The organism is Micromonospora sp. NPDC048063 (assembly GCF_043202855.1).
GTDB lineage: Bacteria > Actinomycetota > Actinomycetes > Mycobacteriales > Micromonosporaceae > Micromonospora.
Map to the genome: position 1 here is coordinate 157,142 of NZ_JBIDBG010000011.1, position 19,164 is coordinate 176,305.

General features: G+C 74.0%; 19 protein-coding genes. 10 read left to right on the plus strand and 9 right to left on the minus strand.

Annotation, left to right across the window (positions count from 1 at the left end):
* Positions 1-41 precede the first annotated feature (41 nt).
* Positions 42-1,133, plus strand: a complete 1,092-nt coding sequence (locus ACGFZ2_RS24805; protein WP_393457331.1) for a UDP-N-acetylmuramate dehydrogenase — start codon at positions 42-44, stop codon at positions 1,131-1,133.
* 21 nt (positions 1,134-1,154) lie between these two features.
* On the opposite strand, the gene ACGFZ2_RS24810 is transcribed toward ACGFZ2_RS24805, so the two are convergent.
* Positions 1,155-1,952, minus strand: coding sequence for a class I SAM-dependent methyltransferase (locus tag ACGFZ2_RS24810; RefSeq protein WP_393457334.1), 798 nt, complete (start codon positions 1,950-1,952; stop codon positions 1,155-1,157).
* Between the two features lie 19 nt (positions 1,953-1,971).
* Positions 1,972-2,736, minus strand: coding sequence for an SDR family NAD(P)-dependent oxidoreductase (locus ACGFZ2_RS24815; RefSeq protein WP_393457337.1), 765 nt, complete (start codon positions 2,734-2,736; stop codon positions 1,972-1,974).
* A gap of 181 nt (positions 2,737-2,917) precedes the next feature.
* Here ACGFZ2_RS24815 and mshA point away from each other — a divergent pair, with 181 nt between their 5' ends.
* The 3 genes from mshA (at position 2,918) to ACGFZ2_RS24830 (ending at position 5,973) form a co-directional block, all read left to right on the plus strand.
* On the plus strand, positions 2,918-4,273 hold the full coding sequence (gene mshA, locus ACGFZ2_RS24820) for a D-inositol-3-phosphate glycosyltransferase (protein WP_393457340.1): 1,356 nt from the start codon (positions 2,918-2,920) through the stop codon (positions 4,271-4,273).
* A 73-nt stretch (positions 4,274-4,346) separates the two neighbouring features.
* Positions 4,347-4,934 (plus strand): YbjN domain-containing protein, encoded by a 588-nt coding sequence (locus ACGFZ2_RS24825; RefSeq protein WP_393264760.1) that lies wholly within the window; start codon positions 4,347-4,349, stop codon positions 4,932-4,934.
* 190 nt (positions 4,935-5,124) lie between these two features.
* Positions 5,125-5,973 (plus strand): hypothetical protein, encoded by an 849-nt coding sequence (locus ACGFZ2_RS24830; RefSeq protein WP_393457471.1) that lies wholly within the window; start codon positions 5,125-5,127, stop codon positions 5,971-5,973.
* Between the two features lie 450 nt (positions 5,974-6,423).
* On the opposite strand, the gene ACGFZ2_RS24835 is transcribed toward ACGFZ2_RS24830, so the two are convergent.
* Together ACGFZ2_RS24835 and ACGFZ2_RS24840 are read right to left on the minus strand one after the other, a co-directional pair.
* Complete coding sequence (locus ACGFZ2_RS24835) at positions 6,424-7,731, minus strand: MFS transporter (protein ID WP_393457343.1); 1,308 nt, start codon at positions 7,729-7,731, stop codon at positions 6,424-6,426.
* A gap of 125 nt (positions 7,732-7,856) precedes the next feature.
* The gene (locus tag ACGFZ2_RS24840) at positions 7,857-9,239 is read right to left on the minus strand and encodes an MDR family MFS transporter (RefSeq protein WP_393457346.1); all 1,383 of its coding nucleotides are present in this window, start codon (positions 9,237-9,239) and stop codon (positions 7,857-7,859) included.
* 151 nt (positions 9,240-9,390) lie between these two features.
* Here ACGFZ2_RS24840 and ACGFZ2_RS24845 point away from each other — a divergent pair, with 151 nt between their 5' ends.
* Positions 9,391-10,158 (plus strand): phosphoglyceromutase, encoded by a 768-nt coding sequence (locus ACGFZ2_RS24845; RefSeq protein ID WP_393264769.1) that lies wholly within the window; start codon positions 9,391-9,393, stop codon positions 10,156-10,158.
* A 68-nt stretch (positions 10,159-10,226) separates the two neighbouring features.
* On the opposite strand, the gene phoU is transcribed toward ACGFZ2_RS24845, so the two are convergent.
* Positions 10,227-10,880 carry a phosphate signaling complex protein PhoU gene (gene phoU / locus ACGFZ2_RS24850; RefSeq protein WP_393457349.1) on the minus strand — a complete coding sequence of 218 codons (654 nt, stop codon included), beginning with the start codon at positions 10,878-10,880 and terminating at the stop codon, positions 10,227-10,229.
* Positions 10,881-11,078: 198 nt separating this feature from the next.
* Between phoU and ACGFZ2_RS24855 the strand changes: the two genes are divergently transcribed.
* Both ACGFZ2_RS24855 and ACGFZ2_RS24860 read left to right on the plus strand, forming a co-directional pair.
* Positions 11,079-12,365 (plus strand): sensor histidine kinase, encoded by a 1,287-nt coding sequence (locus ACGFZ2_RS24855; protein ID WP_393457352.1) that lies wholly within the window; start codon positions 11,079-11,081, stop codon positions 12,363-12,365.
* A 23-nt stretch (positions 12,366-12,388) separates the two neighbouring features.
* Positions 12,389-13,072, plus strand: coding sequence for a response regulator transcription factor (locus ACGFZ2_RS24860; RefSeq protein ID WP_350707007.1), 684 nt, complete (start codon positions 12,389-12,391; stop codon positions 13,070-13,072).
* Between the two features lie 64 nt (positions 13,073-13,136).
* Here the strand turns inward: ACGFZ2_RS24860 and ACGFZ2_RS24865 are convergent, their stop codons facing one another.
* Positions 13,137-13,946 (minus strand): hypothetical protein, encoded by an 810-nt coding sequence (locus ACGFZ2_RS24865; protein ID WP_393264776.1) that lies wholly within the window; start codon positions 13,944-13,946, stop codon positions 13,137-13,139.
* Between the two features lie 74 nt (positions 13,947-14,020).
* Between ACGFZ2_RS24865 and ACGFZ2_RS24870 the strand changes: the two genes are divergently transcribed.
* Both ACGFZ2_RS24870 and ACGFZ2_RS24875 read left to right on the plus strand, forming a co-directional pair.
* Positions 14,021-14,965, plus strand: coding sequence for a Ppx/GppA phosphatase family protein (locus ACGFZ2_RS24870; RefSeq protein WP_393457355.1), 945 nt, complete (start codon positions 14,021-14,023; stop codon positions 14,963-14,965).
* A gap of 61 nt (positions 14,966-15,026) precedes the next feature.
* Positions 15,027-15,833 carry a sugar phosphate isomerase/epimerase family protein gene (locus ACGFZ2_RS24875; RefSeq protein WP_393457358.1) on the plus strand — a complete coding sequence of 269 codons (807 nt, stop codon included), beginning with the start codon at positions 15,027-15,029 and terminating at the stop codon, positions 15,831-15,833.
* A 145-nt stretch (positions 15,834-15,978) separates the two neighbouring features.
* Here the strand turns inward: ACGFZ2_RS24875 and ACGFZ2_RS24880 are convergent, their stop codons facing one another.
* The 3 genes from ACGFZ2_RS24880 to ACGFZ2_RS24890 are packed head-to-tail and all read right to left on the minus strand — an operon-like array spanning position 15,979 to position 18,011.
* Positions 15,979-16,551, minus strand: a complete 573-nt coding sequence (locus ACGFZ2_RS24880; RefSeq protein ID WP_393264782.1) for a CGNR zinc finger domain-containing protein — start codon at positions 16,549-16,551, stop codon at positions 15,979-15,981.
* A gap of 19 nt (positions 16,552-16,570) precedes the next feature.
* Entirely contained in the window at positions 16,571-17,737 is a 1,167-nt protein-coding gene (locus ACGFZ2_RS24885) for a glutathionylspermidine synthase family protein (protein ID WP_393457361.1), read from the minus strand.
* Between the two features lies 1 nt (position 17,738).
* Positions 17,739-18,011 carry a hypothetical protein gene (locus tag ACGFZ2_RS24890; RefSeq protein WP_350707019.1) on the minus strand — a complete coding sequence of 91 codons (273 nt, stop codon included), beginning with the start codon at positions 18,009-18,011 and terminating at the stop codon, positions 17,739-17,741.
* 131 nt (positions 18,012-18,142) lie between these two features.
* Between ACGFZ2_RS24890 and ACGFZ2_RS24895 the strand changes: the two genes are divergently transcribed.
* Complete coding sequence (locus tag ACGFZ2_RS24895; protein WP_393457364.1) at positions 18,143-19,063, plus strand: proline dehydrogenase family protein; 921 nt, start codon at positions 18,143-18,145, stop codon at positions 19,061-19,063.
* Positions 19,064-19,164: the final 101 nt, after the last annotated feature.

Here is a 19,164-nt window from a genome sequence, read left to right on the forward strand (position 1 = left end):
CAGTGGGCGCCGCGGCTACCCCTCAGCCTAGGGTGAAAGGCGTGTCTGACGTCTACGCCCAGCCGACAACCGGCACCGAACCCGCCGCTACGTGCGAACTGGCGCGATACACCACATTGCGCCTGGGCGGACCGGCCGGACGCGTCGTGGCCGGCACCGACGCGGACGAGATCGTCCGGGCGGTGCGGGAGGCGGGCGAACGGGACGAGCCGGTCCTGGTCCTCGCCGGCGGCAGCAACGTGGTGATCGGCGACGCCGGCTTCCCCGGCACCGTGGTCCTGGTCCGCTCCCGGGGCCTCCGGGTGGTCGACGAGGACGCCGCGACCGTCACCGTACGCGTCGAGGCCGGCGAGCCCTGGGACGACCTGGTCGCCGCCACCGTGGCCAACGGCTGGTCCGGTCTGGAGTGCCTCTCCGGCATCCCCGGCTCGACCGGCGCCACCCCGATCCAGAACGTCGGCGCGTACGGGCAGGAGGTCGCCGAGACCATCACCGGCGTGCGGGTCCACGACCGGGTCGACGGGACGGTCGGGCGGATCGCCGCCGCCGACTGCGGCTTCGCCTACCGCTCCAGCGTCTTCAAGTACAGCGACCGCTGGGTGGTGCTGTCGGTCGACTTCCGGCTGGCCCGCTCGCCGCTGTCCGGCCCGGTGCGCTACGCCGAGCTGGCCCGGGCGCTCGGCGTGGAGGTGGGGGACCGGGTGCCGCTGGCCGACGCCCGGGCCACGGTGCTGCGGCTGCGCGCCGGCAAGGGCATGGTGCTCGACGCGGCCGACCCGGACACCCGGTCGGTCGGCTCGTTCTTCACCAACCCGGTGCTGGATCGCGCGGCGTACGAGCTGCTGCGCGAGCGCGCCGCCGACCTGGGCGAGCCGCCGTCGTGGCCCTGCCCGGGGGAGATGGTGAAGATCAGCGCCGCCTGGCTGATCGACAAGGCCGGCTTCGGCAAGGGCCACCCGGGCCCGGAGGGCACCGCCATCTCCGGCAAGCACACCCTCGCCCTGACCAACCGCGGCGGCACCGCCAGCACCGCCGCCCTGGTCGAGCTGGCCCGGGAGATCCGCGACGGCGTCCACCGCCGCTTCGGCGTCACCCTCCACCCCGAACCCGTCCTCGTCAACTGCACCATCTGATGCCCTCGGCGGCTGGCGCGGTCAGGTGGGGGCGACGGCGGGCCAGGGGAGGGTGAGCTCGCCGTGGCGCCAGCGGCGGGGGCCGTCGAGGATCGGCCAGCCCGACCCTCGTACGGCGGACACCGCGTGGAGCCAGCGCTGGCGGGGGCCGAACGGGGCGTAGCCGGCGGCGGCGTGCCAGGCGTCGTCGAGCGCCCCGATCAGGTCGTGGATCCGCTCGCCGGGGACGTTGCGGTGGATGAGCGCCTTGGGCAGCCGTTCGGCCAGTTCCGCCGGGGTGCCCAGGGTGGTGAGCTTCGCGGCCAGGGTGAGCGTCCGGGGGCCCTCCGCGTCGAGCAGCACCCAGCCGCCGAGCCGGCCCAGCTCGTCGCAGGTGCCCTCCACCAGCAGCCCGCCCGGGGCCAGCGCGGCGGTCATCGTCCGCCAGGCGTCGGCCACCTCGCGCTCGTCGTACTGGCGCAGGACGTTGAACGCGCGCACCAGGGCGGGACGTAGCCCGGCCAGCTCGAACCCGCCCCGGGCGAACGTCAGCCGGGGCGGGTCGGCGGCGGGCTGGGCGGCGGCCACGCGTACCGGATCGATCTCCAGCCCGACCAGCCGCACGTCGGCGCGGACCCCGGCGGCGAGCCGGGCGCGCAGCTCGACGGCGGTGACCGGGGTGGCGCCGTAGCCGAGGTCCACCACCAGCGGGTCGGCGGCGTCGCGCAGCGCCTTCCCGCAGGTCTCGACGATCCAGTTGTCCACCCGGCGGAGCCGGTTGGGGTTGGTCGTCCCCCGGGTCACCACGCCGAGCGGCCGGTGCCGCGCCGTGCCCGCCATCGTCGACCGCCGGTCCGGCTCAGCCGACCCGGTGCACCTTGTGCTGGGCGGCCTGCGCCAGCGGGCGCACCACGAGGCGGTCGACGTTGACGTGCTGCGGGCGGGTCGCGCACCAGGCGACGCAGTCGGCGACGTCCTCGGCGACCAGCGGCTCGGCGACCCCGGCGTAGACCGCCGCCGCCTTCTCGGCGTCCCCGCCGAAGCGCACCAGCCCGAACTCGTCGGTCTTCACCATGCCGGGGTCGATCTCCACCACCCGGACCGGGCGGCCGCACAACTCCAGGCGCAGGGTGCCGGCGACGGCCGTCTGCGCGTGCTTGGCGGCGGTGTAGCCGCCACCGCCCTCGTAGACGGTGAATCCGGCGGTCGAGGAGACGATCACGATGGTGCCGGCCCCGGACGCCTCCAGCGCGGGCAGCAACGCCTGGGTGACGCGCAGCGTGCCGAGCACGTTGACGTCGTACATCCACTGCCAGTCGCCGACCGACCCGGACTCGACCGGGTCCAGCCCGCGCGCGCCGCCGGCGTTGTTGACCAGCAGGGTGACCGGCCCCGGCGCAGCGGCCGCGACCTCGGCGAGCCCGGCCACCGACTCGTCGGAGGTGACGTCGCAGGGCGCGGCGGTGGCCGCGCCCCCCGCCGCCTCGATCTCCGCGATCAGGGTGGCCAACCGGTCGGTACGCCGCGCGGCGGCGAGCACGTGGAAGCCCTCGGCGGCGAGCCGGCGGGCGGTGGCCGCGCCGATCCCGCTGGACGCTCCGGTGACGACGGCGACAGAGGTCATCCGGCCATTCTCACCCGGCCGGCCGCGCCGGGCGCCCTCGGCGCGGTGATGAGGTCCGTCACGCCCGGGGGTCGCCCCCGCGCATCAGCGGGGCGGGATCGGGAAGATGACATCCGGCGAGGACGTTGTCCGAAAGCGCCGGGCGTGCGGGACGGCATAAACCGTGACAGAGGGAGCGGACGTGGCGGAAGTGCACACCGGTGTGGGTCGTCAGCGCGGTGCGCGTCCGTGGCCCCGCCCCCGGCGGATCGCCACCGTCTCGGTGCACACCTCGCCCCTGCACCAGCCGGGCACCGGCGACGCGGGCGGCATGAACGTCTACATCCTGGAGGTCGCGCGGCGGCTCGCCGAGGCGGACGTCGAGGTGGAGATCTTCACCCGGGCGACCTCCGGCGACCTGCCCCCGGTCGTTGAGACGGCCCCCGGCGTGCACGTCCGGCACGTCACCGCCGGCCCGCTCGAAGGGCTCACGAAGGAGGAGCTGCCAGGGCAGCTCTGCGCCTTCACCGCCGGCGTGCTGCGCGCCGAGGCGTCCCGCCCACCGGGCCACTACGACCTGATCCACTCCCACTACTGGCTCTCGGGCCAGGTCGGCTGGCTGGCCAAGGAGCGCTGGGGCGTGCCGCTGGTGCACACCGCGCACACCCTGGCGAAGGTCAAGAACGCCCAGCTCGCCGCCGGGGACCGGCCGGAACCCAAGGCCCGCGTCATCGGCGAGGAGCAGGTGGTCGCCGAGGCCGACCGGCTCGTCGCGAACACCGCGGTCGAGGCCCGGGACCTGATCGACCGGTACGACGCGGACCCGACCCAGGTGGCGATCGTCGAGCCCGGCGTGGACCTGGACCGGTTCCGCCCCGCCTCCGAGGGGCGCCAGCGCGCCGCCCGCCGCCGGCTCGGGCTGCCCGCCACCGGGTACGTGGTGGCCTTCGTCGGCCGCATCCAGCCGCTGAAGGCCCCGGACGTGCTCGTCCGCGCGGTGGCCGCGCTGCGCGAGCGCGACCCGGCGCTCGCCGACGAGGTGACCGTGGTGATCTGCGGCGGCCCCAGCGGCAGCGGCCTGGACCGCCCGACCGCCCTGATGGAGCTGGCCGCCTCGCTCGGCGTCGCCGACCGGGTGCGGTTCCTGCCGCCGCAGACGGGCGACGACCTGCCCGCCCTGTACCGGGCGGCCGACCTGGTGGCGGTGCCGTCGCACAACGAGTCCTTCGGGCTGGTGGCGCTGGAGGCCCAGGCCTGCGGCACGCCGGTGGTGGCCGCCGCCGTCGGCGGGCTGGTGACCGCGGTCCGGGACCAGGTCAGCGGCCTGCTCGTCGACGGCCACGACCCGGTCGACTGGGCCCGTACGCTCGGCCGTCTGCTGCCCGACCGGCTCCGCCGGGCCGAGCTGTCCCGGGGCGCGGCCCGGCACGCCCGCGCGTTCTCCTGGCAGCGGACGGCCTCGGGGCTGCTCGCCGTCTACGGCGACGCGATCGCCGGCCACCGGGCCCGGCTCGCCTCCGAGCTGGCCGGCGACGCGGCGATGTCCTGCTCCTGGTGATCGGCCCGGTCGCCGGTGGCGGGCCGTCCGCCGCCACCGGGTGCCGGGGCGGGGGCGGCCGTAGAGTGGGCCGATGAGCGCGAAGGACGATCTGGCGGCCCTGATCGAGGCGGTCTGCGACGAGCGGGAGCTGGCCTGGGAGTCGACCGGCCCGGGCTCGTACGCGGTCACGCTGCCGGGCACCCACAAGCTGAAGACGGTCTGCAACCTGATCGTCGGCGAGCACGCGCTGCGGATCGAGGCGTTCGTGATGCGCCAGCCGGACGAGCGCCGCGAGGAGCTGTGGGCCTGGCTGCTGCGACGCAACGCCCGGATGTACGGGGTGTCCTTCTCCGTCGACGCGGTCGGCGACGTCTACCTGACCGGCCGGGTCAACCCGGCGGGGATCGACGCCGACGAGCTGGACCGGCTGCTCGGCGCGGTGCTGACGTACGCCGACGAGTCCTTCGACACGATGCTGGAGATCGGCTTCGGCAGCTCGATCCGCCGGGAGTGGGAGTGGCGGGTCAAGCGGGGCGAATCCACCGCGAACCTCGCGGCGTTCGCGCACCTCTTCGAGCCGTCCCCGGCCGCCGCCGGCGCGGGCTCCGCGGGGGCCGCCGGCACCGGGGGCGGCGCTCCCGGTGCGGGTGCCCCGGCGGGAGGTTCGGACCGGTCCTGACGGGTATGCCGCACCGCGCGGCGCGGCACTGGGACCCGCCGCGCGCCGAGGACCAACTGTCGAGGAGCGTGAGCGTCCCATGGCTCAGCGGAACAGCTCAGGTCGCGGCGGGACTGCGACCAGGACGAAACGGCAGGCGGGCAACCAGACCCCGAACACGCCGGGGATCTCCGAGTCCGACATCTCGCGGATGAAGGTGGACGAGATCCGGGGGCAGTTGCGCCGGCGCGGGGTCTCCGGGATCTCTGCGCTGCGCAAGCCGGAACTGGTGAAGACCCTGGTGCGGGCCCTGAGTGCGGAGCGCCGCGCGGGCGGTGCCGCCCGCCGCAGCACCGGGCCCGCCGGCCGCGCGACGGGGACGAAGGCATCGGCCGGCCGGGCCGCCGCCACGAAGAAGGCGGCTGCCGGACGGGCCGCGGGCAAGGCCGCCCCGAGCCGGGCGAAGGCCGCGAACAAGACCGCCCCGGCGAAGAAGGCCCCGGCGAAGAAGGCCGCCGCGAAGGCGGCCCCCGCCAAGAAGACGGCCCCCGCCAAGAAGGCGGCGGCGAAGAAGACCGCGCCCGCGAAGAAGATCGCGCCGGCCCGGAAGACCACGGCGGCGAGGAAGTCCGCGCCGGCGTCGTCGCGGGCCGGCCTGGCGGGCGGCGGTACGGCGACGAAGGCGACCCCGGTCCGGACCGGCCGTGCCTCCTCGCGGTCGGTGCGTTCCTCGCAGGTGATCACCTCGATCGCCGACCGGCCCGAGCGCCCCGGCCGCAGTCTGGTCACCGCGAACCACGACGTGATCCGGCGCTGGGCGCAGGAGCGCGGCGCGAAGCCGGCGACGATCGCGGGCACCGAGCGGGAGGGCCGGGCCGGCGTGCTCACGTTCAACATCCCCGGCTACCGGGAGAGCAGCCGGGTGCGCGAGATCACCTGGGACGAGTGGTTCCGCACCTTCGACGATCGCAAGCTGAACCTGATCTACCAGGAGCAGCTCCGCGACGGCCGGCCCAGCAACTTCTTCCGTACGGAATCCCCGGATCGTGAGGACGCCTGACGTGTTTGGGGGAATGGCCGACGGGTATCCACCGTTGGCCACGACGGAGGACCGAGGCAGCGACATCCGGGTGGGACACCGGGTGCTGTGACCGGCGAGACAGCCGATCCAGCTTGAATCGGGAATCCGGGCGAACTAACTTTATTGCACCGCGCCACGCTCGGAAACGTTCGGGGGAGCGGCGGATCGATCAGATCCGTGCACCGAGCGAGGTGCAGGGGACGGGTGGAACAACACCGTTGGGGGACGGTGGCCACCTGTTTGGACCGGCGGCGCGAGCGGGCGACGCCTACGGGGGTGGGTATCGCCCGCCGCCGCCGGTCATACCGTGCGAGCGCCCATCACGACCACAGGCCGTGATGGGCGCTCTGCTTTCCTCGGGGGACGCGCCCGTCTCTCGCCGGGTGCGCGGCGATGCCGGCCCTTCCTGACCGCCCCCGGCCGTACGGGTCAGCGCGCCGGTGCGGGCGTCCGGGCCGGGGCCGCGGGCCGGGGGCGGGCCTGGGTGTGGGCGGCGCGGAGGGCGGCCACCCGGCGGTCGCGGGACGGGCCCGTCAGCAGGTGGCAGCCGGCCGCCAGCAGCCCCAACCCGCCGACGACGAGCCAGTGCCCGTCCCCGAGGTACTGCAGGCTCACCCCGCCGAGCGTGGGCGCCACGAACGACGCCGCCGGGAATGCCAGGTAGAACACCGACTGGTAGCGGGCGCGCAGCTCGGGCGGGGCGAGGTCGGCGTTGATCTGGGCGTTCGGCGGGGCGGCGAGCATCTGGCCGACCGTCCAGACCAGCGCCGCGGCCAGGTACACCGCCAGGTCGTCGGCGACGGCGAGGACGGCGAAGCCGGCCGCCAGCAGCACGGTCGACACGGCCAGGACGTGGTGCTTGCGGTGCCGCTCGATCAGCCTCGGCACGAAGAGCTGCCCCACCACGATCAGCACCCCGCCGAGCGCGACCACCGCGCCGTACGCCGACGGGCGCAGCCCGTCCGTCCGCATCGCCAGCGGCATGATCGTCGAGGTCTGCATGGTCAGCACGGCCAGCACGAAGGTCAGGCCCACGAAGGTGAGGAAGGTGCGGTCCATCAGGGCCGTGTGCAGCCCGGGCGGGCGCGGACGCCCCCGCCGCCGCGCCGCCCGCTCCCGGTGTCCCGCCGCCCGGCCGACCCGCACCCGCGCCAGCGTCTCCGGGACCTTCCAGGCGATCACCAGGGCCGCGACCAGGGTGGCGGCGGCGTCGACCAGGAAGAGCGCGAGGAAGCTGGCCTCGGCGAGCAGGCCGGCCAGCAGTGAGGCCACCGCCATGCCGAGGTTGAACGCCCAGAACTGGAGGTTGAACGCGCGGGCGCGGCGCCGCTCGGGCACCACGTCGACGATCGCCGCGACGAAGGCGGGGCTGGGCATCGAGTGCGCCAACCCGACCAGGGCGGCGAGCACGGCGATCACCACCAGGTGCCGGCTGAAGGCCAGGGCGACCATGAGCCCGGCGGTGACCAGGTGGGCGGCGAGCAGGGTGGCCCGGCGTCCCCACCGGTCGGCCAGCACCCCGCCGAGCAGCACGCCGCCCGCCCCGCCCAGCCCGTACGCCCCGACCACCGTGCCCGCCAGCGCCTCGCTCGCGCCGCGCGCAGCGGTCAGGTAGAGCGACAGGAAGAGCATCGCGAAGGCGCCGGCCCGGTTGATCAGCAGGCCGGCCCAGAGGTACCAGAAGGTGGCGGGGAGGCCGCCCGCGGTGTCGTCCAGCCAGCGACGCAGGGACCGCACCCGCCCCTCCAGACAGTTGTGTTTGTTAACGGTTTCAGGTTCGACCGTAGGAAGCCCGGGTCCGGCGCGCCAGCGTGTCGCTGATCACCGCACTCCGGTCAGGCCCTCCTGGGCGCGCGCTCGACTCACCGCACGCCTGTCGACTCGGCCGTCCGCCGCGGGTCGGCGGGCGGGCCGGCGTCCGCGCCGGGCACCAGCGGCTCGGCGGGCGCGGTGGCCGCCGCCTCGGCCGCCTCCGGCGCGGGTGGTCGGACCGCCACCACCGGCACGACGGTCTCGGTGGCCCCGCGCAGGGCGACGGCCCGCCGTTCCCGGGCCGGGCCGGAGACCAGGTGGGCGATCGCCATCAGCCCGCCGACCAACGCGCAGCCGAGCCAGAGCTCGCCGTTGCCGGCCTGCTCACGAACCAGGCCGCCGAGGACCGGCGCGACGGCGCCGGCGACCTGCCAGGAGAGCGAGAACACGCCCTGGTAGCGGCCGCGCAGCTCGGCGGGGGAGAGCTCGGCGATCAGGGTGGCGTTGGACGGCGAGTTGAGCATCTCGCCGACGGTCCAGATCAGCACGGTCAGGCCGTAGAACCAGGCCGCGTCCGCGAACGCGGTGAGACCGAACCCGACGCCCATCACCACGGAGGCGAGGGCGAGCACGTGCGACCGGCTCCGGCCCTTGATCAGCCGGGGTACGAAGAGCTGGCCGACCACGATCAGCACCCCGTTGAGCGCGATCACCGAGCCGTACGTGGCGGGGCTCAGGCCGGAGTCGCCCATCGCGATCGGCAGCATCGAGATGTGCTGGAGGAAGACCAGCGCGCCGAACAGGTTGAGCGCCACGAAGCCCAGGTAGACGCGGTCGGCCAGGATGGTGCGCAGCGCCCCGGCCGGCGCCCCGGGGCCCTTGTGGCGGGCGCCGACGGCGGGGGCCCGCCGGGTCTCGCCGACCTTGGCGAAGATGATCAGCGCGGTGATCACGGTGGTGGTCGCGTCGACCACGAAGAGCAGCAGGTAGCCGGCCTCGGCGGCGAGGCCGGCGAGGACGGCGGCGCAGGCGAAGCCGAGGTTGATCGCCCAGTAGTTCAGCGAGAAGGCGCGCAGCCGGTCCTTCTCCGGCACCACGTCGATCATCATCGCCCCGAACGCCGGGCGGGCGGCCTCGGCGAACATGCCGAGCAGCAGCGCGCCGAGCGCCACCGCCCAGAGTTCCCGGGCGAAGCCGAGGGCGAGCATCATGGTGGCCGCGCCGAGGTGCGCGGTGAGCAGGGTCGGCCGGCGGCCCCAGCGGTCGGTCAGGGTGCCGCCGACGGTGGTGCCGACCGCGCCGCCGACACCCCACAGGCCGATCACGAGGCCCGCCTGCGACGCGGAGAAGTCGCGCTCCTGGGTCAGGTAGATGGCGAGGAAGACCAGGACGAACGAGCCGAGCCGGTTGATCAGCGTGCCGGCCCAGAGGTACCAGAAGGTGACCGGCAGGCCACCTGTCGTGTCCCGGAACCAACCCCGCATCGTCCGCACGTCGGCGCCCCCGCTCGCGTAATGACCGTCCTGATTGTTGCGCCTTACAACCTAGTGTGGGGCCAGTTTTCCGGTCACCGCCTTTTCCACGTGGTGGTCGTCACGACCACCGCCCGCGTGTCCCCGCGCCGGGTGCGGCAGGATGATCGGCATGACTGCGAGCGAGGGGCCCACCGTCGGGACGCTGGTCCTGCTGCGGCACGGCGAGAGCGACTGGAACGCCAAGAACCTCTTCACCGGCTGGGTCGACGTCGACCTGACCGAGAAGGGCGAGAACGAGGCGCGCCGCGGCGGCGAGCTGCTGCGCGAGCACAGCCTGCTGCCTGACGTGGTGCACACCAGCGTCATGCGCCGCGCGATCCGCACCGCCGAGCTGGCGCTCAACGCGGCCGACCGGCACTGGATCGCCGTGCGGCGGTCGTGGCGGCTCAACGAGCGGCACTACGGCGCGTTGCAGGGCAAGAACAAGAAGCAGACCCTGGAGGAGTACGGCGAGGAGCAGTTCATGCTCTGGCGCCGCTCGTACGACACGCCGCCGCCGCCGATCGCGGACGACGACGAGTTCTCGCAGGTGGGCGACCCGCGCTACGCGCTGCTGCCCAGCGAGCTGATGCCGCGCACCGAGTGCCTCAAGGACGTCGTCGAGCGGATGCTGCCCTACTGGTACGACTCGATCGTGCCGGACATCCTGGCCGGCCGGACGGTGCTGGTGGCCGCGCACGGCAACTCGCTGCGTGCCCTGGTCAAGCACCTGGACCAGATCTCCGACGAGGCGATCGCCAAGCTCAACATCCCGACCGGGATCCCGCTGCGCTACGACCTCGACCCGCACCTGCGCCCCCTGACGCTGGGCGGCACCTACCTCGACCCGACCGCCGCCAAGGCGGCCGCCGCCGCTGTAGCCAACCAGGGCCGCTGACCCACGTGCCGTGCAAGGAAGGGCCCCTTGTTAACGCATAGCGTTAACAAGGGGCCCTTCCTTACAACTCAGCTCGCGGTGGGCGGGGTCTGGCCGGTGATCAGGTAGACCACCTGCTCGCCGGCGTTGACGGCGTGGTCGGCGAAGCGCTCGTAGAAGCGGCCGAGCAGGGTGGCGTCGATGGCGGTTTCCACGCCGTACGGCCAGTCGTCGCCGAGCAGCACCCCGAACAGGCTCCGGTGCAGGTCGTCCATGGTGTCGTCGTCGCGGTCCAGTTCGGCGGCGAGGTCGGCGTCGGGCTTGGCGAGCACCGAGCCGATTTTGACGGCCATCCGGTCGGCGGTGGCGGCCATGTCGGTGAAGATCGGCCGCAGCTCGGCCGGCACGGCCGGCGACGGGTGCCGGCGCAGGGCCGTCTTGGCGACGTGGTCGGCCAGGTCGCCCATCCGCTCCAGGTCGGCCGCGACGTGCAGCGCGGTGATCATCGCGCGCAGGTCGGAGGCGACCGGCGCCTGCCGGGCGAGCAGGTCGCAGACCCGCTCCTCGACGTGCCGGTAGAGGTCGTCGATCTCGGCGTCCCGCTCGATCACCGTCTCGGCCGCCCGGCGGTCCGCGGTGAGCAGGGCGCGGGTGGCCTGCCGCATCGCGGCCCGGACCCCTTCCGCCATGTCCACCAGCAGTTGGCTGACGATCTGCAGGTCAGCCCGGAACTCGTCGCGCATTGTCACGTCCTGTGGTCGGTGGTCGCCGCCGGAGGGCGGCGAGGGAGCAGGTGCGCCGCCCACGGTAGGTCGGACGGACGGACCACAGATGAACCACGGTGAACGACGCCGGACGCGGGAGTGAACTTTCCCGGAAGCGAGCGTGATTCGCCCTATTTGTAGTGGTTGCCAGGTTAACAATCGCCCTACGATCGCCGGGTGGAGTGGGCGGTGACGGTCGCGTTGGCCGTGGGGCTGGTGGCCGGACTGGTCGCCGGGGTGCTGCTGCCCCGGTTCGTACCCGGGCTGGGCGGGCGCTCCACCTCGACGGGGAGCCGGCCGGGCTTCCCCCTCACGCGTGGGAGGCTCCCGATAGCCGAGGATCCGCAGTCCGGGCTCGGCCGCCGGACCATCGACTCGCTCCGCGCCGGCGTGGTGGTGCTCGACCCCGACGACCTGCCCGTCCTGGTCAACCCCGCCGCCCGCGCGATGGGGCTGCTCCGCACCGGCCCGACCCCCGGCTCGATCGCCGCCCACCCCCTGATCCGTACGCTCGCCGGGCAGGTCCGGCGCACCGGCGTGCGGCGCGAGATCGAGCTGGACCTGCCGCGGGGCCGCGACAACACCGGGGTGAACCCGCTCGGGGTGCACCTGCGGGCGATGGGACTCGGCGCGGGCTACATCGCGGTGGAGGCGGCGGACGTCACCGAGTCGCACCGGCTGGCCCGGGTGCGCCGGGACTTCGTGGCCAACGTCAGCCACGAGCTGAAGACCCCCATCGGCGCCCTGCAACTCCTCGCCGAGGCGCTGCTCGACGCCACCGAGCCGGCCGGCGCGGGCGCGCCCGACCTCTCCGAGGACCTGGTCGCCGCCCGACGCTTCGCCGAGCGGATCCAGCACGAGTCGACCCGGCTGGGGCGCCTGGTGCAGGAGTTGCTGGAGCTGACCCGGCTCCAGGGCGCCGAGGCGCAGCCGCCCCCGGAGCCGGTCGCCGTCGACTGGGTGGTCGCCGAGGTGATCGACCGGACCCGCACCTCCGCCGCCGCCCGCCGCATCGACGTGGTCGTCGAGGGGGAACGGGGGCTCACGGTCCACGGCAGCGACACCCAGCTCGCCACGGCGGTGTCGAACCTGGTCGAGAACGCCATCAACTACTCGGGCGAGGACACGACCGTCCGGATCACCGCCCGCGCCGACGACGAACACGTGGAGATCGCCGTCGCCGACCAGGGCATCGGTATCGGCCCGACCGACGTCGACCGCATCTTCGAGCGCTTCTACCGGGCCGACCAGGCGCGGTCCCGGTCGACCGGCGGCACCGGGCTAGGGCTCGCCATCGTCAAACACATCGCCGGCAACCATGGCGGGCGGGTCGAGGTGTCGAGCACTCTTGGTGGTGGGTCGACGTTCACCCTGCGGCTGCCCGCCCGTCCCCCCGACGAGATCCTGGCGACACTGCCGTCTGCTGGGATCGAGGCCGGCCCGGCCGAGCTCCGGCAGGTCTGACAGCAATGGAAAGGAAATCCCCGTTGAGCCGCGTTCTGGTGGTCGAGGACGAGGAGTCGTTCTCCGACGCCCTGTCGTACATGCTCCGCAAGGAGGGCTTCGAGGTGTCCGTCGCCGCGACGGGCCCCTCCGCCCTCACCGAGTTCGACCGGACCGGCGCCGACATCGTGCTGCTCGACCTGATGCTGCCCGAGATGTCCGGCACCGAGGTGTGCCGGCAGCTCCGACAGCGCTCGCACGTGCCGATCATCATGGTCACCGCGCGGGACAGCGAGATCGACAAGGTGGTCGGCCTGGAGATCGGCGCCGACGACTACGTGACGAAGCCGTACTCGCCGCGGGAGCTGGTCGCCCGGATCCGGGCGGTGCTGCGCCGGCAGAGCTCCGAGGTCGCCGAGTCGGGCGCGCCGACGCTGGCCGCCGGCCCCGTCCGGATGGACATCGAGCGGCACGTGGTGACCGTCGACGGCGCCCCGGTGCAGCTTCCGCTCAAGGAGTTCGAGCTGCTGGAGCTGCTGCTGCGCAACGCCGGCCGGGTGCTGACCCGGGGGCAGCTCATCGACCGGGTCTGGGGTGCCGACTACGTCGGTGACACCAAGACCCTCGACGTGCACGTCAAGCGGCTGCGCTCCAAGATCGAGCCGGAGCCGTCCGCGCCGCGCTTCATCGTCACCGTGCGGGGCCTGGGCTACAAGTTCGAGCCCTGATCGGCGTACGCGCGAAAGGGGCCCGCGCCGGCGCGGGCCCCTTTCGTACGTGGTGCGGCGTCGGTCAGGCGCCGTCGGCCGGGTGCGGGGCGACCATGCCCTGCCGGCTGCGCGCGCCGCACAGCTCGGCCAGCTTCGCGTACGCGGGCGCGCCGATGAGCGCGGTCAGCTCCGGGCCGTAGGAGACGTACATCGGCTCGGCGCCGACGTGCGCGTCGGTGGAGGAGGTGCACCACCAGTCCAGGTCGTGCCCGCCGGCGCCCCACCCCCGCCGGTCGAACTCGGCCAGCGTGGAGACCAGCACCTTGGTGTTGTCCGGCCGCTTGACCCACTCCTGGTCGCGGCGGATCGGCAACTGCCAGCAGACGTCCGGCTTGTATTCCAGCGGGTGCACCCCGTCGCGCAGCGCCTGGGCGTGCAGCGCGCAGCCGGCGCCGCCTGGGAAACCGGCGTCGTTGAGGAAGACGCACGGGCCGTCCTCCGCCTGGGTGGCGGTGCGGCGGGCCGGGTTCTTGCCGTCGATGGTGTCGTTCTCGGTCCAGTTCTTGAACCCGCGACGGTGGTGCTGCCACGTCGCCGGGCTCAGCCGCTTCACCGCGGCCCGGACCCGCTGCTCGTCGTCCGAGTCGGTGAAGAACGCGCCGTGCGAGCAGCAGCCGTCGGCGGCCCGGCCGGCGACGATGCCGTGGCAGCCCCGGCCGAAGACGCACGTCCAGCGGGAGAGCAGCCAGGTCAGGTCGGCCCGGACCAGATGGTTCTCGTCCGCCGGGTCGGCGAACTCGATCCACTCCCGCGGGAAGTCCAGCGGGACCTCGCGGCTGCGCGGGTCGTCCGGGTCGTCCACCAGCACTCGGAGTTCGATCTGCCCTGTCACCCGGCCCAGCGTACGCCCGGAGCCCGGCCCGGTCCGCCGAGCCGCGCGATCGCGTTGCCCCTAGTGTCTTGGACATGCGACTGGGTGTCCTCGACGTCGGTTCCAACACGGTGCACCTGCTGGTGGTCGACGCCCACCACGGCGCGCACCCGTGGCCGGCGCACTCGGAGAAGGTGGTGCTGCGGCTCGCCGAGCAGATCGGCCCGGACGGCGCGCTCACCGAGGCGGGCGCGGACGGCCTGGTCAAGGCGGTCAGCGTGGCCAGGGCGGCCGCCGACGGGCTGGACGCCGACGACCTGATCGCGTTCGCCACCTCCGCCGTGCGGGACGCCACCAACGCCCCCGAGGTGCTCGCCCGGGTCCGCGAGGAGGCCGGCGTACGCCTGGAGGTGCTCCCGGGCGCGGACGAGGCGCGGCTGACCTTCCTCGCGGTGCGGCGCTGGTTCGGCTGGTCGGCGGGGCGGCTGCTGGTGCTGGACATCGGCGGCGGCTCACTGGAGATCGCGGCCGGCATCGACGAGGACCCGGACGAGGCGGTGTCGCTGCCGCTCGGCGCCGGCCGGCTGACCCGGGACCGGCTCCGGGTGGAACCGGACAGCGCGGCGCCGCCGCCGGCCGAGGCGGTCGACGAGCTGCGGGCGTACGCCGACGGCCTGCTGGAGCCCGTCGTCGCGCGGATGACCGCGGTGGGCTGGGAGCGGCCGGTGGCCACCTCGAAGACGTTCCGGACCCTGGCCCGGCTGGCCGGTGCGGCCCCCTCCGGCGCGGGCCTGTGGGCCCCCCGCCGGCTCACCCGCCGCGGGCTGCGGCAGGTGCTCGGGTTCATCCGGCACATCCCGCCGGCCCAGCTCGTCGAGCTGGAGGGGGTCAGCGCGGGCCGGGCCCACCAGTTGCTCGCCGGGGCGGTGGTCGCCGAGGCGGCGATGCGCCGGCTGGACGTGGAGGCGCTGGACATCTGCCCGTGGGCGCTGCGCGAGGGGGTGATCCTGCGCCGGCTCGACCAGCTCGGTTCCGGGTGATACGGGCGCTTTGCGGGTTCTCGTCATGAGGTGTCAATCGACCCCCGCTACCCTCGATGGTGTGACTTCCCGCGTCCCCGTGCTCCTGTCCAGTTCCTCGGTCTTCCCTGAGCGGACCGCGGCGGCGTTCCAGCTGGCCGCGGCGCTCGGCTACGACGGCGTCGAGGTGATGGTCTGGACGGACGCCGTCAGTCAGGACGTCGGCGCGCTGCGCGGGCTCGCCGAGCACTACGGCGTCCCGGTGCTCTCCGTCCACGCGCCCTGCCTGCTGGTCACCCAGCGGGTGTGGAGCCCGGACCCGTGGGAGCGGCTGCGCCGGTCCGCGGAGATGGCGGCGACGCTCGGCGCGCCCACCGTGGTGGTCCACCCGCCGTTCACCTGGCAGCGCGACTACGCGCGCAACTTCGCCGACGGGCTGGCCAGGATCGCCGGCGAGTTCCCAGGCCTGCACTTCCCGGTGGAGAACATGTACCCGGTCCGGATGGCCGGCCGGCAGTTCGTCCCGTACGTCCCGGGCTGGGACCCGACCGAGACCGGCTACCCCTCCTACACGCTCGACCTGTCGCACTGCGCCGCCTCGCACACCGACTCGATGGCGATGGCCGACCGGATGGGCGCCGGCCTGGCGCACGTCCACCTCGGCGACGGCACCGGCGAGGGGCGCGACGAGCACCTCGTGCCCGGGCGCGGCACCCAGCCCTGCGCCGAGCTGCTCTCCTCGCTCGCCGGGCGAGGGTTCACCGGCTCGGTCGCCGTGGAGGTCACCACCCGGGGCGCGAAGAGCCGCGCGGTGCGGGAGGCCGACCTGCGCGAGGCGCTGGAGTTCGCCCGCCAGCACCTCGGCACCCCGTCCCCCGTCGACGCCTGACGCGCCTACCCTCGACGCGGCACCGCACCACGCGGGTCGGGCGGGGCCGCGGCGGGAGACCGGGCGCGGCGGGCCGCGCCGCGAGCCGGTCCAGGGTGCCGGTCGACAGCTCCGGCCCGGGCCGGTGGCCGACCCGGGCCGGGCGTCAGGCGACCGTGGTGAGGGATTCCTTGCTGGCGGCGCCGGCCTGCTCGCCCACCGCGGCGCGCTTGCGGGCCCGGTGCGCGGCCACGTGCGAGCGGGTGGCGCAGCGCTCCGAGCAGAACCGCCGGCAGCAGTTGGACGAGGTGTCCAGGTAGACGTTGCCGCAGCGTTCGTCGGCGCAGACCCCGAACCGGGCGCTGCCGTACTCGCAGAGCCAGACCGAGAGGCCCCAGACCGCGCCGGCCAGGTATTCGGCGCTCACCGAGGCGCCCCGGCTGGTCACGTGCATGTGCCAGTCGCTGGAGTCGTGCCCGGAGATGCGGGGCTGCACCGGGAACGCCTCCAGCAGGGCGTTGAGCTCGGCCACCGCGTGGGCGTCCCGCCCGGAGGTGCCGTACTCGAAGACGTCGCGCAGGCGCTTCTGCGCCCGACGGAAGGTCGCGAGGTCCCGCTCCGCCACCTCGTCACGCATCCACGCGTTGTCGTCGGGGAAGAGGGCCCGCAGGTCGTCGAGGTCGTCCAGGCGGGCGTTGACGAGGTCAACGCCGGTCCGGGCGTACGCGTCGAAGTTCACGCCCACAACGGTAGACGACTCAGGAGCCGCGTGGTGCGTCGATGTAGTGCGGCAGGAACCGCGCGTAGCCGTCGGTGATGAGGCTCGCGCTCTCCCGCACCCCCGCACCGGCCGACTCGCCGTCAACCACCCAGCTGCCCAGCACCATCCGGTTGCCCTCGAACTCCGGCAGCGCGCGGAACTCCTGGTAGCAGAAGCCCTCGTCGCCGTAGATCCCCGGATTGGTGATCTCCCCGGCGTCGGTGACGATCCGCACCGAGCCGCCCTCCCGGCCGAGCAGCGGCTTGGCGACGTACTCGGACATGCCGCGCGGCGAGTCGAGGTACGCCGGCAGCAGCAGCTCGTGGCCGGGGTACAGCTCCCAGAGCACGGCGAGCAGCGCCTTGTTCGACAGCAGCAGCTTCCACGCCGGCTCGATCCAGGTGGTCGGGGTGCCCGGCCGCAGCGCCAGCGGCCCGTACGGCTCGGCGAGCATCCACTCCCAGGGATAGAGCTTGAAGCAGGTGGTGACCGGCTGGTCCGCCGCGTCGACGAAGCGCCGCCCGTCCCAGCCGATCTCCTGGACGGGCTGGAACACGACGTCCAGCCCGGCCTGCCGGGCGGTCTCGGCGAGGTAGCCGGCGGTCATCTGGTCCTCGCCGGACTCCTCCTCGTTCGACCAGACCACGTGCACCCGCCGGTCGTGCAGGCCGGCGCCGATCTTCGCCCAGGCGCCGACGAGGCGCTCGTGCAGGCTGTTCCACTGGTCCAGCTCCGGCCGGGTGTGCTCCAGCCAGTACCACTGGACGATGCTCGCCTCGACCAGGGCGGTGGGGGTGTCGGCGTTGTACTCCAGCAGCTTGGGGGGCCAGCTCCCGTCGTACCAGAGGTCGAAGCGCCCGTAGAGGGTCGGCGGCGACTCGCGCAGCGACCGGGCCACGGCCTCGGCCGCCCAGTCCGGGATGCCGAACTCGGCGTGGCGGCGGCGCGCGACGACGTGCTCGGCGGCGGCCACCGACATCCGGTGCAGCTCCTCCGTCGCCTCCTCCAGCCGCAGCACCTCGTCCAGCTCGAAGGCGTACGCGGCGGTCTCGTCCCAGTACGACATGATCCCGCCGTCGGGCAGCTCGGTGTCGACGTACACCAGGCCCTGCGAGCGGATGGTCGCGTCCCAGCCGGGGCGGGGGGTGGCGGACTCCCGGCGCACGTCAGCCGCCGCAGGCGGCGAGGTGGGTGCCGAAGCCGCCCCGGTCGGGGACGGCCGCGGTGACCGGCTCCGGCGCGGTGCCGCCGGCGGTGACCTCGGGCACCCGCAGCGCGACGGCCACGGTGCCGCCGCCGCCGACAGGCCCGAGGGCGCAGTCGTCGTCATCGTCGTCGTCGGAGGTCGTGTTGCAGGCGGAGAGGGCGAGCGCCAGGGCGGTGAGCGCGCCGAGCTGCACGGAGGCCGACCGGAGCCGGCGGCGGGGGCGATGTTCCACGTCATGGTTGTAACCGATGGACACCAGCGCCGTCCGCCCGCGGGTGGCGCCTGTGATGCGGTTGGGACCTGGGCGGGGGCACTGTCGCCGCCGCCCGGCGCGCAGGCGTCGCCGGGCGTTACGCTCGGTCCATGCTCCGTTCCGTCATCCTCGCCGCCTCCCGGTCATCCCAGGTCGAGCGGCTCGTCGCGGCGGCCCCGGTCACCCGGGACCTCGTCCGCCGGTTCGTGGCCGGCGCCAAGACCGACGACGCGTTGCGCGCGACCCGCGAACTCGTCGACGACGGTCTCGCGGTCTCCCTCGACCACCTCGGCGAGGACACCGTCACCCCCGAGCAGGCCAACGCCACCCGGGACGAATACCTGCGGCTGTTGGCGCGGCTCTCGGGCGCGGGGCTGACCCCGGCCGCCGAGGTGAGCATCAAGCTCTCCGCGCTGGGGCAGGCGTTCGACGAGCAGCTGGCGTACGACAACGCGCGGGCGATCTGCCTGGCGGCCGACGAGGTGGGCGCCACGGTCACCGTGGACATGGAGGACCACACCACCACCGACTCGACCCTGGACATCCTGGCCAAGCTGCGCAAGGACTTCCCGGCCACCGGGGCGGTGCTCCAGGCGTACCTGCGGCGGACCGAGTCGGACTGCCGCGAGCTGGCCACGGCCGGGTCCCGGGTGCGGCTGTGCAAGGGCGCGTACAAGGAGCCGGAGTCGGTGGCCTACCAGTCCGCCCGCGAGGTGGACAAGTCGTACGTGCGCTGCATGAACATCCTGATGTCCGGCGACGGTTACCCGATGCTGGCCACCCACGACCCGCGCCTGATCGCCATCGGCGAGGACCGGGCCCGCTGGTTCGACCGCGGCCCCGAGCGGTTCGAGTTCCAGATGCTGTACGGCATCCGGCCGGAGGAGCAGGCCCGGCTGGTCGGCGAGGGCTACACCGTGCGCACCTACGTGCCCTACGGCGACCAGTGGTACGGCTACCTGATGCGCCGCCTCGCCGAGCGCCCGTCCAACCTGGTCTTCTTCGGCCGGGCCGTGCTCAGCAGGAAGTGACTCAGCCGTTCGACCAGCCCCGGGTGCTGCGCACCAGGCGGTAGCCGTCCGGATCGACCACCGTCACCCCCCAGCGGTCCCAGTACGGGCCGGCGGAGACC